This is a genomic window from Pseudomonas sp. RW407, assembly GCF_003176655.1.
Taxonomy (GTDB): Bacteria; Pseudomonadota; Gammaproteobacteria; order Pseudomonadales; family Pseudomonadaceae; genus Pseudomonas; species Pseudomonas delhiensis.
Genome location: NZ_QGSL01000107.1, coordinates 1,456,730 through 1,472,121, shown reverse-complemented (window position 1 = coordinate 1,472,121; position 15,392 = coordinate 1,456,730). Strand labels below are relative to the sequence as shown.

At 69.1% G+C, this 15,392-nt stretch carries 13 protein-coding genes; 5 read left to right on the top strand and 8 right to left on the bottom strand.

Features of this window, described 5'->3' with window-relative positions:
- From tldD to mreB, 8 genes are all read right to left on the bottom strand, one after another.
- Positions 1 to 1,437: metalloprotease TldD (gene tldD / locus DK254_RS30825; RefSeq protein ID WP_109937359.1), on the bottom strand; the 1,437-nt coding region annotated here is incomplete at its 3' end.
- Positions 1,438 to 1,439: 2 nt separating this feature from the next.
- Positions 1,440 to 2,288 carry a carbon-nitrogen hydrolase family protein gene (locus DK254_RS30820; RefSeq protein ID WP_089390604.1) on the bottom strand — a complete coding sequence of 283 codons (849 nt, stop codon included), beginning with the start codon at positions 2,286 to 2,288 and terminating at the stop codon, positions 1,440 to 1,442.
- Positions 2,289 to 2,342: 54 nt separating this feature from the next.
- Positions 2,343 to 6,170, bottom strand: coding sequence for a YhdP family protein (locus DK254_RS30815; RefSeq protein ID WP_109936873.1), 3,828 nt, complete (start codon positions 6,168 to 6,170; stop codon positions 2,343 to 2,345).
- A 14-nt stretch (positions 6,171 to 6,184) separates the two neighbouring features.
- On the bottom strand, positions 6,185 to 7,642 hold the full coding sequence (gene rng, locus DK254_RS30810; RefSeq protein WP_109936872.1) for a ribonuclease G: 1,458 nt from the start codon (positions 7,640 to 7,642) through the stop codon (positions 6,185 to 6,187).
- A 39-nt stretch (positions 7,643 to 7,681) separates the two neighbouring features.
- Positions 7,682 to 8,266, bottom strand: coding sequence for a nucleoside triphosphate pyrophosphatase (locus DK254_RS30805; protein WP_109936871.1), 585 nt, complete (start codon positions 8,264 to 8,266; stop codon positions 7,682 to 7,684).
- Between the two features lie 71 nt (positions 8,267 to 8,337).
- On the bottom strand, positions 8,338 to 8,826 hold the full coding sequence (gene mreD / locus DK254_RS30800) for a rod shape-determining protein MreD (RefSeq protein WP_109936870.1): 489 nt from the start codon (positions 8,824 to 8,826) through the stop codon (positions 8,338 to 8,340).
- Positions 8,826 to 9,878, bottom strand: coding sequence for a rod shape-determining protein MreC (gene mreC, locus DK254_RS30795; protein WP_109936869.1), 1,053 nt, complete (start codon positions 9,876 to 9,878; stop codon positions 8,826 to 8,828). Before mreC ends, mreD begins: the two co-directional genes overlap by 1 nt.
- 80 nt (positions 9,879 to 9,958) lie before the next feature.
- Positions 9,959 to 10,996, bottom strand: a complete 1,038-nt coding sequence (gene mreB, locus DK254_RS30790; protein ID WP_009617768.1) for a rod shape-determining protein MreB — start codon at positions 10,994 to 10,996, stop codon at positions 9,959 to 9,961.
- Between the two features lie 241 nt (positions 10,997 to 11,237).
- Between mreB and gatC the strand changes: the two genes are divergently transcribed.
- The 5 genes from gatC to DK254_RS30765 are packed head-to-tail and all read left to right on the top strand — an operon-like array spanning position 11,238 to position 15,285.
- Positions 11,238 to 11,525 (top strand): Asp-tRNA(Asn)/Glu-tRNA(Gln) amidotransferase subunit GatC, encoded by a 288-nt coding sequence (gatC, locus tag DK254_RS30785; protein WP_109936868.1) that lies wholly within the window; start codon positions 11,238 to 11,240, stop codon positions 11,523 to 11,525.
- Positions 11,526 to 11,544: 19 nt separating this feature from the next.
- Positions 11,545 to 12,999 carry an Asp-tRNA(Asn)/Glu-tRNA(Gln) amidotransferase subunit GatA gene (gatA, locus tag DK254_RS30780; RefSeq protein ID WP_109936867.1) on the top strand — a complete coding sequence of 485 codons (1,455 nt, stop codon included), beginning with the start codon at positions 11,545 to 11,547 and terminating at the stop codon, positions 12,997 to 12,999.
- Positions 13,000 to 13,010: 11 nt separating this feature from the next.
- A complete protein-coding gene (gene gatB / locus DK254_RS30775) occupies positions 13,011 to 14,456 on the top strand; it encodes an Asp-tRNA(Asn)/Glu-tRNA(Gln) amidotransferase subunit GatB (RefSeq protein WP_109936866.1) in 1,446 nt (481 codons plus the stop codon).
- A gap of 53 nt (positions 14,457 to 14,509) precedes the next feature.
- Positions 14,510 to 14,887, top strand: a complete 378-nt coding sequence (locus DK254_RS30770; RefSeq protein WP_089390595.1) for a septal ring lytic transglycosylase RlpA family protein — start codon at positions 14,510 to 14,512, stop codon at positions 14,885 to 14,887.
- An 11-nt stretch (positions 14,888 to 14,898) separates the two neighbouring features.
- On the top strand, positions 14,899 to 15,285 hold the full coding sequence (locus DK254_RS30765) for a carboxymuconolactone decarboxylase family protein (RefSeq protein ID WP_109936865.1): 387 nt from the start codon (positions 14,899 to 14,901) through the stop codon (positions 15,283 to 15,285).
- Positions 15,286 to 15,392 lie beyond the last annotated feature (107 nt).

Here is a 15,392-nt window from a genome sequence, read left to right as displayed (position 1 = left end):
GGTGATGCCGTCGATCTTCAGCGTCGGCTGGCCGACGCCCACCGGTACCGACTGGCCATCCTTGCCGCAGGTGCCCACGCCGCTGTCCAGGGCCATGTCGTTGCCGACCATGGACACCCGGCTCATCACTTCCGGGCCGTTGCCGATCAGGGTCGCGCCCTTCACCGGGCGGGTGATCCTGCCGTTCTCGATCAGGTAGGCCTCGCTGCTGGCGAAGACGAACTTGCCGCTGGTGATGTCCACCTGGCCGCCGCCGAGGTTGGCGCAGTAGATGCCCTTCTCCACCGAGGCGATGATCTCCTCCGGCTCGCTCTGCCCGGCCAGCATGTAGGTGTTGGTCATGCGCGGCATCGGCAGGTGCGCGTAGGACTCGCGGCGGCCGTTGCCGGTGCGTGCCACGCCCATCAGGCGGGCGTTGAGCTTGTCCTGCATGTAGCCCTTGAGGATGCCGTTCTCGATCAGCACGTTGTACTGCGTCGGGGTGCCCTCGTCGTCCACCGACAGCGAGCCGCGGCGCCCGGCCAGGGTGCCGTCGTCGACGATGGTGCACAGGCTGGAGGCCACCTTCTCGCCGATGCGCCCGCTGTAGGCGGAGCTGCCCTTGCGGTTGAAGTCGCCTTCCAGGCCGTGACCCACCGCCTCGTGCAGCAGCACGCCGGACCAGCCGGCGCCCATCACCACCGGCAGGGTGCCGGCCGGCGCGGGAACCGCTTCGAGGTTGACCAGGGCCTGGCGCAGCGCCTCGCGGGCGTAGGACATGGCGCGGGATTCATTGAGGCCATTCTTTTCCAGAAAGAACCGGTAGTCGGTACGCCCGCCGCCGCCGTGGCCGCCGCGCTCGCGGCGGCCGTTCTGCTCGACGATGACGCTGACGTTGAAGCGCACCAGCGGGCGGATGTCCGCGGCCAGCGAGCCATCGGTGGCGGCGATCAGCACCTGTTCCCAGACGCCGGCCAGGCTCACGGTGACCTGCTGGATGCGTGGGTCGAGGGCGCGGGTGGCGGCGTCGATCTTCTGCAGCAGCTCGACCTTCTCGGCGCGGCTGAGCACGTCCAGCGGGTTCTCGCCGGCGTACAGGCGCGTCGGCGCGACCGCCTTGAACGCCTGCACCCTGCCGTTCTGCCCGGCCCGGGAGATCGAGCGCGCGGCGCGCGCCGCCTGGGACAGGGCGTCGGGGGTGATGGCGTTGCTGTAGGCGAAGCCGGTCTTCTCGCCGGACTGGGCGCGCACGCCCACGCCCTGGTCCATGTGGAAGCTGCCTTCCTTGACGATGCCGTCCTCGAGCATCCAGGACTCGGAGACCTGGCTCTGGAAGTACAGGTCGGCGGCGTCGATGCCCGGGCCGCTCAGCTCGTGCAGGATCGGCTGCAGGCCGTCGACGTCCAGGCCGCCGGGGGCCAGCAGGTGCTGGCTGACGGATGACAACAACTCGCTCATGGCTACTCCGTAGGCGCCGGTCCGGGTACGGCCGGCGGGTAGAATCTTCGATGGCGGACCACCGGCATGCGCTGCCGGACCGCCGCCTGTTCCGCGCTGTCGCGCTCGGCCAGCAATACCGCCTCGCCCTTGTCGCGCTCGGCGAGGATGCGCCCCCAGGGGTCGACGATGGCCGACTGGCCCCAGGTCTCGCGGCCGCGCGGGTGCGTCCCGCCCTGCCCCGCCGCCAGCAGGTAGCACTGGGTCTCGATGGCGCGGGCGCGGATCAGCACTTCCCAGTGCGCCTGGCCGGTCACCGCGGTGAAGGCCGAGGGCGCGCTGATCAGCTCGGCGCCGGCCTCGCGCAGCCGGGTGTACAACTCGGGGAAGCGCAAGTCGTAGCACACCGTCAGACCCAGGCGGCCGACCGGGGTATCGGCGACCACCACCTGGCCGCCGAACGCGTAGTCGTCGGACTCGCGGTAGCGGCCGCGGGCATCGGCGACGTCCACGTCGAACAGGTGCAGCTTGTCGTAGCGCGCCGCCCGTTCGCCGCGCTCGTCGACCAGCAGCGAGCAGGCGTTGGCCTTGGCCTCGGGCTGGCCGTCCGGCGGCAACGGCAGGGTACCGGCGACTATCCACAACCTGAGGTCGCGCGCGGCGCTTTTCAACCACGGCAGGATCGGCCCCTCGCCCCGGGCCTCGGCGCGGCCCAGCTCGGCCAGGTCACGGCGGCCCATGGCGGCGAAGTTCTCCGGCAGCACGGCCAGGCGGGCGCCGCCCTCGGCGGCCTGTTCGAGCAGGCGACGAGCGGCGGCCAGGTTGGCCGGGACATCGTCCTGGCTGACCATCTGGATCACGGCGATGGACATGCGTCTCTCCAACAGCGACTGCGTTTCATCCTAACCGATGCCCGCCGGCTCTGCTCACCGGGGTTTCTCGAAAGGCTTGTCGAAGGCGATCTCGGGGTTCTGCCAGGGGCCCTTGACGCTGTACTGCACGCTGGCGAAACGAGACACCTTGTCGCCCAGCAGCTTGTCCACCACGAAGAGCGCGCCGCCCACCGCCGGGGCGCCGACGATGAGCGCGGCCAGCGGTAGATTGTTGGTCAGCGGCAGGGTCACCAGCAGCCTGGCGTCGATCTGGTCGTGGGCGAGGTCGAGGGTGCCGTTCATCTCGATGTTGCTGGAGGGTCCGGTCAGCTTGATCGGCTCGCGGGTCAGGTAGACGCCGTTGGTGGCGCCGAGCACGCCCTGCACGCGGTCGTAGCTCAGGCCCTTGCCGAACAGGTCGGAGAAGTCCAGGCGCAGGCGGCGGTTGATGGCGTTGAAGTTGAGCAGGCCGAACACCCGCAGGGCCTGGGCACTGCCCTCGACGTCGACGAACTGGCCCTTGCGCATGTCGGCTGCCAGGCGCCCGCCGAAACGCCGCAGGCTGATGTAGGCAGGCGAGCCGGGCCAGTTGCCGTCGATGTCCAGGCCGAAGCGTTCGCTGGTGGCGGTGGGGGCGAAGTCCCAGGCCTTGAGCACGTCTGCCAGGTTCTTGCCCTCCAGGCGCCCCTGGAAGGTACTGCGCGTCGAGCCCACCGGCCCTTCCCAGCGCAACGTACCGCCGACCTTGAGGCCGCGCAGGTCGAGGTTGACGTTGTTGAAGGCCACGCCGCTGGTGGTCGGGCGCAGGTTGAAGCTCCAGGCGCCGATGGGCTTGCCGCCCTGGGAGATCTGGCGGATGGCCACGTCCATCGCCGGCAGGCTGCGCGGGTCGAACTTCTCCAGCGGGTCGGGGGCGATGGTCGGCGCGGCGGCCAGGTCGTTGGTGGGGTTCTTCGGCAGGTCCAGGCGCGCCAGGTCGATCTGGATGGCCCGCTGGGCGCTGTCCGGGAATACCGCCTGGCCGGCCATCGGGGCGCTGTCGACGCCCAGCTGCCAGCCGCCGGCAACCCGCGCGAGGTCGACCTTGAGGTTATCCAGGCTGGTGCCGAAGCCACGGAAGTGGCCGATCCGCAGGTCGGCGCCGCGCAGCAGGCCCTGGGTATCGCCGGGCACGCCGCCGATGCCGTACTTCTTCAGCGCCGCCTGCCACTGGTCCACGTCCAGGGTGTCCAGGTTGCCGCGCACCTGCACCCCGTTCCAGTTCGGCAGCAGCGCCGGGTCGCCGCCCAGGCGCAGGGTGCCGCGGCCGCCCAGGGGTTTGTCGGCGGGGGCGGCGTAGGCCAGGCTGGCCACCTTGTCGTAGTTGGCCCAGTAGCGCCGCTCCGGGCCCTCGAGAGTCATGCGCCAGTCGCTGGCGCGGCTCTCCTCGGCGGCCTTGCCGAGGGGCGCCGGCAGGTCGATGGCCAGGCCCTTGAGGTCGGAGCTGACCTGCAGCTGGCTGTCCTTGCCGTCGAGCAGCAGGTCGAGCTGGTACGGCAGACGCCCGGAGGCCGGCAGCGCCTGGTGCACGCTGCCCCAGTCGAGCAGGCTTTTCAGCGCCACCTGGCCGCCCACCAGCACGCGGGTACGCGGCTTGCCCGGGCTGCCCTCGGCGCGGATGCTGCCGCTGACGCGGCTGCCCAGGGCCTGGGCGCTGAGGCCCTTGGCGCTCAGGCCGCTGTTGGTGTCGTAGCGGAAGTCGCCCTTGAGCTGGGCCAGTTCCAGGGTGGGCTTGGCGATCTTCAGGCGCGCGCCCTCGGTGGCGAAGTCCACCACCACCCGCGCCTGCTTCGCCTGTTCCCTGGCCAGGGGGATGTCCAGGTTCAGGTGGCCCTTGAGCGGGCCCTCGCCTTCCCAGCCGGCGAAGACCTGCTGCACGCCCAGGGGCGAGTCCTGGAGGATCTTCAGGCCGTCGCCCAGGCTGCTGTCGACGTCGCCATCGACGTGCAGGTGGGAGACCTCGCCCTTGGGCACGTGGGGAATGTCCACCTGCACGTCGCTCACCCGGCTCTGCAGGATGCGCCCGGACTGCGCGCGGATGCGCACGCCGCTGTCCTCCACCAGCACCTCGCCCTCGGCCTGGCTCAGCGCCGGCCAGCCCGGCTGGTAGTCCAGCTCGCCGTCGTGGACCTTGAAGTACAGGCTCATGGCGTGGTCTTCCGGCGCCGAGCCCTTGTTCAGCGAGCCCTGCCACTGGAAGTAGCCCTGCTCGACGCGTCCGCCCCTGATGGCGGTGGCCAGCCAGTGGGCCAGGTCCTTGCTCATCTCCGGCAGCACGGTGGGCAGGAACTGCGGGGTGTAGCTGCCGTCGCCGTCCACCAGGCCCACGCGCAGGTCCATGTAGCTCTCTTTGTCGTGGTCGTGCATCAGGCGGATCAGCATGTCGCCGCCCAGCCGGCCGACGTCGCCCTCGACCTTCATCAGGTGGCTGCCGAGGGTGAAGGCCTCGTCGTCCCACTTCCAGAACAGCCGTGCGTTGGCGGTGCGGAAGCGCCAGGGCTCGGGGAACAGGGTGGCCAGGTGGAGCATGAGGTCCTTGGCCGAGGCGTCCAGCTGGCCGCCGCCGAGGTTGCCGCTGAAGGTGCCGTCGACGTTGGCCACCGCCGGCACCTCGTGGAAGGCGCTGACGCCGACCTTCTCCAGGTTCACGCCGTAGGCCAGGCGCTCGGCGCCCTGGCGCTGCGGCCACCAGTCGAGGTTGAGGTGGTGCAGCACGCCCTGGGGCGCCAGGCCCTGCAGCCACTCCACCGCCTTGTCCGGCAACGGCGCCAGGCTTTCCACCACTGGCAGCAGCGGGCCCAGGTCCAGGCGGTCGGCGCGCAGGCGCCAGTGTTCTTCGCCGCGGGTCTGCCGGTTCAGCTCCAGTTCCGCCTCGCCCCAGCGCTTTTCGCCGAGGTTGGCCGCCAGATCATTGACGCGCAGGCTCATCTCGTCGCCCTGGCGCTGGAAGTACAGCCCCACGCCGAGGTCGCCGATCTCCACCGCCTCGCGGCCGTCGAAGGAGGCCCGCACCTGCGGCGCATTGAGCCTGGCCACGGCCGCGCTCGGCTGGCCCTTGTCGATGCGCGCCCAGAGTTCGCCGCCGGCCTCCAGCCGCTGGATGCGCCATTGCCGCGTCAGGCTCGCCGGCAGCCACTTCGCCCAGTCGCTCTGCGGCAGGCTGAGGTAGGCGTCGGCCGAGCTGCGCTTCCAGTCCTCGCGGTCGATGCGCGTATCCACCCGCAGCGCCACCGGCTGGCCGTCCGGCAGGTTGAAGCGGCCGTCCAGGCGCTGGCCGAACACGCCGCTGTGCAGGGTCAGGCCCAGGTAGGTCAGGTTCAGCGTCTGCCCCTCACGCGGCAGCAGGCTCAGCTGGCTGTCCAGCAGCGACAGGCGGCGCGGCGTCAGCAGCAGGTCGACGAGCTGGCGCGGGTCGCTGCCCTGGGGGCTGGCCGGCAGGCCCTCGACCTGCCAGTGGCCGTCCTCGCCCTCGCGCAGGCTCAGCTGCAGGCCCTGCAGCTCCAGGCTGTCGATGCGCGGCTGGCGCGCCAGCAGGCTGGCGGGGATGTCGGGGGTCAGGCGCACCTGCTCCAGGCGCAGGACGTCGCTGCCCTCGCCGAGCTGGATGTCGCGCACCGTGATGATCGGGCCGAAGCCGTGCCAGCTGCCTTCCAGGGCGCCGATGCGCACCGGCATGCGCAGCCGTGCGCTGGCCTGCTCGGCCAACTCGTCGCGGTACTCCGCCACCAGCGGCGCCAGTTGGCGCCCCAGGCTGACGTACAGCGCCAGCAGCACCAGGCCCAGGGCGCACAGCCCCAGCGCCAGGCGCAGCAGGCGCGCGAACAGGTGGCCGAAGGATTCCATGTCAGTAAAACGCCTCAGAGCAGGACGACGTCATACTGTTCCTGGGAGTAGATCGGCTCAACCTGAAACTTGATGGTGCGCCCGATGAACATCTCCAGATCGGCGACGTTGCCCGACTCCTCGTCGAGCAGGCGGTCGACCACCTTCTGGTTGGCCAGCACCACGTAGGAATCGGCCTGGTAGGCGCGGGCCTCACGGAGGATCTCGCGGAAGATCTCGTAGCAGATGGTCTCGGGGGTCTTCAGCATGCCGCGCCCCTGGCAACACGGGCAGGGCTCGCAGAGCACCTGCACCAGGCTCTCGCGGGTGCGCTTGCGGGTCATCTGCACCAGGCCCAGCTCGGTGATGCCGATGATGTTGGTCTTGGCGTGGTCGCGCTCGAGCTGCTTCTCCAGGGTGCGCAGGACCTGGCGGCGGTGCTCCTCGTCCTCCATGTCGATGAAGTCGATGATGATGATCCCGCCGAGGTTGCGCAGGCGCAGCTGGCGGGCGATGGCGGTGGCCGCCTCGAGGTTGGTCTTGAAGATGGTCTCTTCGAGGTTGCGGTGGCCGACGAAGGCGCCGGTGTTGACGTCGATGGTGGTCATCGCCTCGGTCGGGTCGATGATCAGGTAGCCGCCGGACTTGAGCAGCACCTTGCGCTCCAGGGCCTTCTGGATCTCGTCCTCGACGCCGTAGAGGTCGAAGATCGGCCGCTCGCCGGGGTAGTGCTCCAGGCGGTCGGCGATTTCCGGCATCAGCTCGTCGACGAACTGCGTGATCTTCTGGAAGTTCTCCCGGGAATCCACGCGGATCTTCTCGATGCGCGGGTTGACCAGGTCGCGCAGGGTGCGCTGGGCCAGGGACAGGTCCTCGTAGATCACCGTCGGCGCGCCGACCGTCTGGATCTGCGCGTCTATCTGGTCCCACAGCCGGCGCAGGTAGCGGATGTCGGCGAGGATCTCGTCCTCCCCGGCGCCCTCGGCGGCGGTGCGCAGGATGAAGCCGCCCTTCTCGACGATGCCCTCGGCCTCGACGCACTTGGCCACCACCTGCTTGAGGCGCTCGCGCTCCTGCTCGTCCTCGATTTTCAGGGAAATCCCGACGTGGCTGGTGCGCGGCATGTACACCAGGTAGCGCGAGGGGATCGACAGGTGCGTGGTCAGGCGCGCGCCCTTGGTGCCGATGGGGTCCTTGGTGACCTGCACCACCAGGCTCTGGCCCTCGTGGACCAGGGCGCCGATGCTTTCCACCGCGCTGCCCTCGCGGGTGGAGATTTCCGCCGCGTGGATGAAGGCCGCGCGCTCCAGGCCGATGTCGACGAAAGCCGCCTGCATCCCCGGCAACACGCGGACCACCTTGCCCTTGTAGATGTTGCCGACTATCCCGCGGCGCAACGTGCGCTCGACGTGGACTTCCTGAAGGACACCGTTTTCCACCACCGCCACGCGCGATTCCATCGGCGTGATATTGATCAGGATCTCTTCGCTCATGCGCCCTTCCTTATCGCGCCCGTGTGCAGCGCTACTTCTTCAAGACTGCCAGCAAGGGATCGCGAAGTCAGCCAACAGTTCCGCGGTCTCGCACAAGGGCAGGCCGACCACCCCGCTGTAGCTGCCCTCGACGCGGTTGACGAAGATCGCCGCCAACCCCTGGATAGCGTAGCCGCCCGCCTTGTCCTGGGGCTCGCCGGTGGCCCAGTAGGCCTGCGCCTCGGCCTCGCCGATGCGGCGGAACGACACGGTGCTCGCCACCACCCGCACTTCGCAGCGGTCGCGGTCGGCCACCGCCACCGCGGTCAGCACCTGGTGCTGGCGGCCGGACAACGCGCTCAGCATGGCCAGGCTGTCCTCGTGGTCCTTCGGCTTGCCAAGGATGCGGCCGTCGAGCACCACCGCGGTATCGGCGCCAAGCACGCAGACGTCGGGCCTCTGGGCAAGCATAGTCAGTCCGGCCAGGGCCTTGCCGCGCGCCAGGCGCTCGACGTAGGCCGCCGGCGTCTCGCCGTCCTCGGGCGTTTCGTCGATATTGCCGGAAACCAGGTGGAAGGACAGGCCGATCTGCGTCAGCAGCTCGCGCCGGCGCGGCGAGCTGGAGGCCAGGTAAAGCTGGGGCATCTGCGACTCCCGGAAGAGTCCCGGCCGCCCTCTCCCGGCGCCGTGCCAGGTGGGAAGCGGCGGGACGGGTATTAGTAGACCTTAAGGCGCTGGGACAGGCCCTTGAGCAGCACCAGCACCCAGGGCCAGAGCAGGCCGCTGACCAGCGCCGGCAAGAGGAAGGCCAGGGTCGGCGGGCGGTTGCCGGTCAGGGCGTTGAGCCACAGCTGCACCAGTTGCGCCAGGCCATAGACCACCATCAGCACCAGGCACTGCTGCCAGACGGGGTACAGGCGCAGGCGCTGCTGCAGGGCCATGACCAGGAACACGATGAAGCTGAGGATCAGGGCGTTCTGCCCGAGCAGGCTGCCGTACAGCACGTCCTCGGCCAGGCCGCAAACCCAGGCGGTGACCATGCCCACCTTCTGCGGCACCATCAGCACCCAGAAGGTGAGGAACAGCGCCAGCCACAGCGGCCGGCCGATTTCCGTGAAGCTGGGCATCGGCGCCACCGACAGCAGCAGCGCCAGCAGCAGGCTGACCCAGATCAGCCAGCCATTGCGCGGTCCTTGGGCGGGCATCAGTGACGGTTCCTTTGTGGCGCGGCCTGAGCCGGCGCCGGCGGATGCGCGGGTGTGGCGGCTGGCGTGGCGGGTGCCGGGGCGGCGCCCTGGGCCGGAGCGGCCGGGGCAGCAGGCGCGGCTGGAGCGGCTGGAGCGGCGGGCGCCGGCACCTGGCCAGCGGCCTCGGCTGCCTGGCGGTCGGCCTCGGCCTGGGCCTCGGCGGCCTCGGTGGCGCGCTGCTCGGGGGTGCGGCTGTCGCTGAACACCAGCAGCACGTAGCGGCTGCGGTTCATCTTCGCGGTGGGCACGGCGCGGATCACCGCGAACGGCTGGCCGGAGTCGTGGATGACCTCCTTGACCACCGCCACCGGGTAGCCGGCCGGGAAGCGCTGGCCGAGGCCGGAGCTGACCAGCAGGTCGCCTTCCTTGATGTCCGCGGTGTCGGCGACGAAACGCAGTTCCAGGCGCTCCGGGTTGCCGGTGCCGACGGCGATGGCGCGCAGGCCGTTGCGGTTGACCTGCACCGGGATGCTGTGGGTGGTGTCGGTGAGCAGCAGCACGCGGGCGGTGTAGGGCATGACCTCGACCACCTGGCCCATCAGGCCGCTGGCGTCGAGCACCGGCTGGCCCTGGAACACGCCGTCCTTCGCGCCCTTGTCGATGAGGATGCGCTGGGTAAAGGGGTTGGGGTCGACGCCGATCAGTTCGCTGACCAGCACCTTGTCGTCCACCAGGGCGGCGGAATTGAGCAGCTCGCGCAGGCGCACGTTCTGTTCGGTCAGGGCGGCCAGCTTCTGCAGGCGGCGCTGCATCAGCAGCGACTCGGCCTTGAGCCGCTCGTTCTCGGCGAGCAGCTCGCTGCGGCTGGTGAACTGGTCGCGCACGCCTTCCCAGGCACGCACCGGCAGGTCGGCCACGCCATAGAAGGGGGTCAGCACCAGGCCCATCTGGCTGCGCACGGGCTTGAGGTAGTCGAAACGCGCGTCGACCACCATCAGGCCCACCGAAAGCACGGCGAGCACCAGCAGGCGCACGCCCAGCGAGGGCCCTTTGGAGAATAGCGGTTTGATGACCAGCTCCTAGCTGATTGAAGGCGGTTGATGTTTCGCCGTGCGCGGCAAAACGTCAACCACCCTCAAGGGCTCCCACCTCACTCGGTGGAGAGCAGGTCCATGGAGTGGCGGTCCATCATGTCCAGCGCCTTGCCGCCGCCACGGGCCACGCAGGTCAGCGGGTCTTCGGCGACGATCACCGGCAGGCCGGTTTCCTGGGCCAGCAGCTTGTCCAGGTCGCGCAGCAGGGCGCCACCGCCGGTCAGCACCAGGCCACGCTCGGCGATGTCCGAGGCCAGCTCCGGCGGGGACTGCTCCAGGGCGCTCTTGACCGCCTGGACGATGGTCGCCAGGGACTCCTGCAGGGCTTCGAGCACCTCGTTGGAGTTCAGGGTGAAGCTGCGCGGCACGCCTTCGGCCAGGTTGCGGCCGCGGACGTCCACCTCGCGCACTTCGCCACCGGAGAAGGCGGCGCCGATCTCCTGCTTGATGCGCTCGGCGGTGGATTCGCCGATCAGGCTGCCGTAGTTGCGGCGCACGTAGGTGACGATGGCTTCGTCGAAGCGGTCGCCGCCGACGCGGACGGATTCGGCGTAGACCACGCCGTTGAGCGAGATCAGGGCGATCTCGGTGGTGCCGCCGCCGATGTCGACGACCATCGAGCCACGGGCTTCCTCGACCGGCAGGCCGGCGCCGATGGCCGCGGCCATGGGCTCCTCGATCAGGTACACCTCGCGGGCGCCGGCGCCCAGGGCCGATTCACGGATGGCGCGGCGTTCCACCTGGGTGGACTTGCACGGCACGCAGATCAGCACGCGAGGGCTGGGCTGCAGGAAGCTGTTCTCGTGCACCTTGTTGATGAAGTACTGCAGCATCTTCTCGCAGACGCTGAAGTCGGCGATGACGCCGTCCTTCATCGGGCGGATGGCCGAGATGTTGCCGGGGGTGCGGCCGAGCATGCGCTTGGCCTCGGTACCGACGGCGACCACGCTCTTCTGGTTGCCATGGTTGCGGATGGCCACTACCGAAGGCTCGTTGAGGACGATGCCGCGTTCGCGCACATAAATGAGGGTATTGGCAGTGCCCAGGTCGATCGACAGATCGCTGGAGAACATGCCACGCAATTTTTTGAACATGGAAAGGGAACCCTGGACGATGCGTGGGTGAAAAATGCGCGGGTAAAAAAGTGCGGCAAACTCTAACAATGACGGGGATTTTGGGCAAGGCGGCATTGTGTTAAATTGCTTGACTTTCAGCGCCTTTAAGGCCTGCCCCAGCGGTCCCTGGGACCGCCCGCCGCGGGTTCCGTTCCCCCGCCTACGTTTCGTCCGACCATGCGTCCTATCGACGCTGGCAGCTCTAGCCTGGAGACCCCCGATGGCGCTTGACCGCTCCGACGTGGAAAAAATCGCCCACCTGGCCCGCCTGGGCCTGGCGGAAACCGACGTCCAACCGACCACCGCGACCCTGAACAACATCCTCGGCCTGGTCGACCAGATGCAGGCGGTGGACACCGACGGCGTCGAACCCCTCGCCCACCCCCTGGAAGCCACCCAGCGCCTGCGCGCCGACGTGGTGACCGAAAGCAACCAGCGCGAGGCCTACCAGGCCATCGCACCGGCCGTGGAAGACGGCCTGTACCTGGTTCCGAAAGTGATCGAGTAATAAGGAAGGACACGGACCCATGCTGCACCAACTGACCCTCGCCGAAGTCGCCCGCGGCCTCGCCGACAAACAGTTCTCCGCCGAAGAGCTGACCCGTGCCCTGCTGAGCCGCATCGAGCAGCTCGATCCGCAGCTCAACAGCTTCATCAGCGTCACCGCCGACGAAGCCCTCGCCCAGGCCCGGGCCGCCGACCAGCGGCGCGCCAACGGCGAGGCCGGCGCCCTGCTCGGCGCGCCCATCGCCCACAAGGACCTGTTCTGCACCCGGGGCGTGCGCACCAGCTGCGGCTCGAAGATCCTCGACAACTTCGTCGCGCCCTACGACGCCACCGTGGTCGAGCGCCTGGCCGCCGCCGGCGCCGTGAGCCTGGGCAAGCTGAACATGGACGAGTTCGCCATGGGCTCGGCCAACGAATCCAGCCACTACGGCCCGGTGAAGAACCCCTGGGACGCCACCCGCGTGCCCGGCGGCTCCTCCGGCGGCTCGGCCGCGGCCGTGGCCGCGCGGCTGATCCCCGCCGCCACCGGCACCGACACCGGCGGCTCGATCCGCCAGCCGGCGGCGCTGACCAACCTCACCGGGATCAAGCCGACCTACGGCCGCGTCTCGCGCTGGGGCATGATCGCCTACGCCTCCAGCCTCGACCAGGCCGGCCCCCTGGCCCGCACCGCCGAGGACTGCGCGCTGATGCTCGGCGCCATGGCCGGCTTCGACGCCAAGGACTCCACCTGCGTCGACCAGCCGCTGGACGACTACCTGGCCGCCCTGGGCAAGCCGCTGGCCGGCCTGCGCATCGGCCTGCCGAAGGAATACTTCGGCGAGGGCCTGGACAGCCGCATCGCCGATGCCGTGCTGGCCGTGGTCGAGCAGCTCAAGCAGCTGGGCGCGGTGGTCAGGGACATCTCCCTGCCGAACATGCGCCACGCCATCCCGGCCTACTACGTGATCGCCCCGGCGGAAGCCAGCTCCAACCTGTCGCGCTTCGATGGCGTACGCTACGGCTACCGCTGCGCGGAGCCGAAGGACCTGCAGGACCTGTACAAGCGCTCCCGCGCCGAAGGCTTCGGCGCCGAGGTGAAGCGCCGCATCATGGTCGGCACCTATGCGCTGTCCGCCGGCTACTACGACGCCTACTACCTGAAGGCGCAGAAGATCCGCCGGCTGATCAAGAACGACTTCGTCAGCGCCTTCGGCGAAGTGGACGTCATCCTCGGCCCGACCACGCCCAACCCGGCCTGGAAGCTCGGCACCAAGAACGACGACCCGGTCGCCCAGTACCTGGAAGACATCTACACCATCACCGCCAACCTCGCCGGCATCCCCGGGCTGTCCATGCCCGCCGGGTTCGTCGATGGCCTGCCGGTGGGCGTGCAGCTGCTCGCCCCGTACTTCCAGGAAGGCCGCCTGCTCAACGTCGCGCACCAGTACCAACAGGTGACCGACTGGCACAAACAAGCACCGGCTGGATTCTGAGGACGACACACATGCAATGGGAAACCGTGATCGGGCTGGAAATCCACGCGCAGCTCGCCACCCAATCGAAGATCTTCTCCGGCAGCGCCACCACCTTCGGCGCCGAGCCCAACACCCAGGCCAGCCTGGTCGACCTGGCGATGCCCGGCACCCTGCCGGTGCTCAACGCCGAGGCCGTGCGCATGGCCTGCCGGTTCGGCCTGGCGATCAACGCCGAGATCGCCGAGCGCAACGTCTTCGCCCGCAAGAACTACTTCTACCCGGACCTGCCCAAGGGCTACCAGACCAGCCAGATGGACCACCCCATCGTCGGCAAGGGCTTCCTCGACATCACCCTCGAGGACGGCACCGTCAAGCGCGTGGGCATCACCCGCGCGCACCTGGAAGAGGACGCCGGCAAGAGCCTGCACGAAGACTTCCACGGCATGAGCGGCATCGACCTGAACCGCGCCGGCACGCCGCTGCTGGAGATCGTCTCCGAACCGGACATCCGCAGCGCCAAGGAAGCCGTGGCCTATGTCAAGGCCATCCACGCGCTGGTGCGCTACCTGGGCATCTGCGACGGCAACATGGCCGAGGGCTCGCTGCGCTGCGACTGCAACGTCTCGGTGCGCCCGAAAGGCCAGGCCGAGTTCGGCACCCGCGCCGAGATCAAGAACGTCAACTCCTTCCGCTTCATCGAGAAGGCGATCAACCACGAGGTGCAGCGCCAGATCGACCTGATCGAGGACGGCGGCAAGGTGGTGCAGGAAACCCGCCTGTACGACCCGAACAAGGACGAGACGCGCTCCATGCGCAGCAAGGAAGAAGCCAACGACTACCGCTACTTCCCCTGCCCGGACCTGCTGCCGGTGGTGATCGAGCGCAGCTTCCTGGAAGAGTTGCGCGCCAGCCTGCCGGAACTGCCGGACCAGAAGCGCGAGCGCTTCGAGAGCCAGTACGGGCTGTCGGCCTACGACGCCAGCGTGCTGTCCGCCAGCCGCGAGATGGCCGACTACTTCGAGCAGGTGCAAGGCATCTGCGGCGACGCCAAGCTTGCGGCCAACTGGGTGATGGGCGAGCTTTCCAGCCTGCTCAACAAGGACGGCCTGGAGATCGACCGGTCGCCGGTTTCCGCCGAGCAGCTGGGCGGCATGATCCTGCGCATCAAGGACAACACCATCAGCGGCAAGATCGCCAAGATGGTCTTCGAGGCCATGGCCGCCGGCGAAGGCTCGGCCGATGCGATCATCGAGGCCAAGGGCCTGAAGCAGGTCACCGACACCGGCGCCATCGACAAGATGCTCGACGAGGTGCTGGCGGCCAACGCCGAGCAGGTCGAACAGTACCGCGCCAGCGACGAAGCCAAGCGCGGCAAGATGTTCGGCTTCTTCGTCGGCCAGGCCATGAAGGCCTCGAAGGGGAAAGCCAACCCCGGGCAGGTGAACGAACTGCTGAAGAAGAAGCTCGAAAGCTGAGCCCACTCTTCCTGACGCCGGGCTTGCCCGGCGTTTTTTCGTCCGGAGGCTCGATGCTGCGTTCTCTCGCCCTGCTCTGCGGCCTGGCCCTGCTGGCCGGCTGCGCCACTTCGTCGTACGACGGCGGCTCGGCGCGCGGCTACCGCGCCGAGGGCACCGCGTCCTACTACGGCCGCGCGCACCACGGCAGGAAGACCGCCAGCGGCGAGCGCTTCGACCAGCACGCCCTCACCGCCGCGCACCGCAGCCTGCCCTTCGGCACCCGGCTGAAGGTCACCAACCTCGACAACGGCCGCAGCGTGGTGGTGCGCGTCAACGACCGCGGGCCCTTCGGCCGCGGCAGGATCATCGACCTGTCCCGCGGTGCGGCGCAACGCCTCGACATGTTGCGCACCGGCACGGCGCCGGTGCGCCTGGAAGCCATCGACTAGGAGCAGTCCGAATGACCGACAAGCGCAAGGCCGGCGAACAGGTACGCCGGGAAGTGATGGGCGACGCCTTCGTCGACCGCGCCCTGAACAACGCCACCGACTTCACCCGACCGCTGCAGGACTTCGTCAACGAAAACGCCTGGGGCAGCGTCTGGTCCCGCGACGGCCTGCCGCGCAAGACCCGCAGCCTGATCACCCTGGCCGCCCTGACCGCGCTGAAATGCCCGCAGGAACTGAAAGGCCACGTGCGCGGCGCGCTGAACAACGGCTGCACGGTGGAAGAAATCCGCGAAGCGCTGCTGCACTGCGCGGTCTACGCCGGCGTACCGGCAGCGATCGACGCCTTCCGCGCGGCGCAGGAAGTGATAGAGGCGTGGCAGGCGGACCAGAAGGCCTGAGCGTAGGGCGAATAACCGTTCGCGGTTATCCGCCGCCGGCCGGAACGCCGGAGCCCACGACGACGGCGGATAACGCTTGAGGCGTTATCCGCCCTACGGTCCCGGGA

Coding starts and splice junctions, on each gene's coding strand:
- DK254_RS30820 (WP_089390604.1), bottom strand. CDS start 2,288: ATGTCCATCGCCGTGATCCAGATGGTCAGCCAGGACGATGTCCCGGCC.
- DK254_RS30815 (WP_109936873.1), bottom strand. CDS start 6,170: ATGGAATCCTTCGGCCACCTGTTCGCGCGCCTGCTGCGCCTGGCGCTG.
- rng (WP_109936872.1), bottom strand. CDS start 7,642: ATGAGCGAAGAGATCCTGATCAATATCACGCCGATGGAATCGCGCGTG.
- DK254_RS30805 (WP_109936871.1), bottom strand. CDS start 8,266: ATGCCCCAGCTTTACCTGGCCTCCAGCTCGCCGCGCCGGCGCGAGCTG.
- mreD (WP_109936870.1), bottom strand. CDS start 8,826: ATGCCCGCCCAAGGACCGCGCAATGGCTGGCTGATCTGGGTCAGCCTG.
- mreB (WP_009617768.1), bottom strand. CDS start 10,996: ATGTTCAAAAAATTGCGTGGCATGTTCTCCAGCGATCTGTCGATCGAC.
- gatC (WP_109936868.1), top strand. CDS start 11,238: ATGGCGCTTGACCGCTCCGACGTGGAAAAAATCGCCCACCTGGCCCGC.
- gatA (WP_109936867.1), top strand. CDS start 11,545: ATGCTGCACCAACTGACCCTCGCCGAAGTCGCCCGCGGCCTCGCCGAC.
- gatB (WP_109936866.1), top strand. CDS start 13,011: ATGCAATGGGAAACCGTGATCGGGCTGGAAATCCACGCGCAGCTCGCC.
- DK254_RS30770 (WP_089390595.1), top strand. CDS start 14,510: ATGCTGCGTTCTCTCGCCCTGCTCTGCGGCCTGGCCCTGCTGGCCGGC.
- DK254_RS30765 (WP_109936865.1), top strand. CDS start 14,899: ATGACCGACAAGCGCAAGGCCGGCGAACAGGTACGCCGGGAAGTGATG.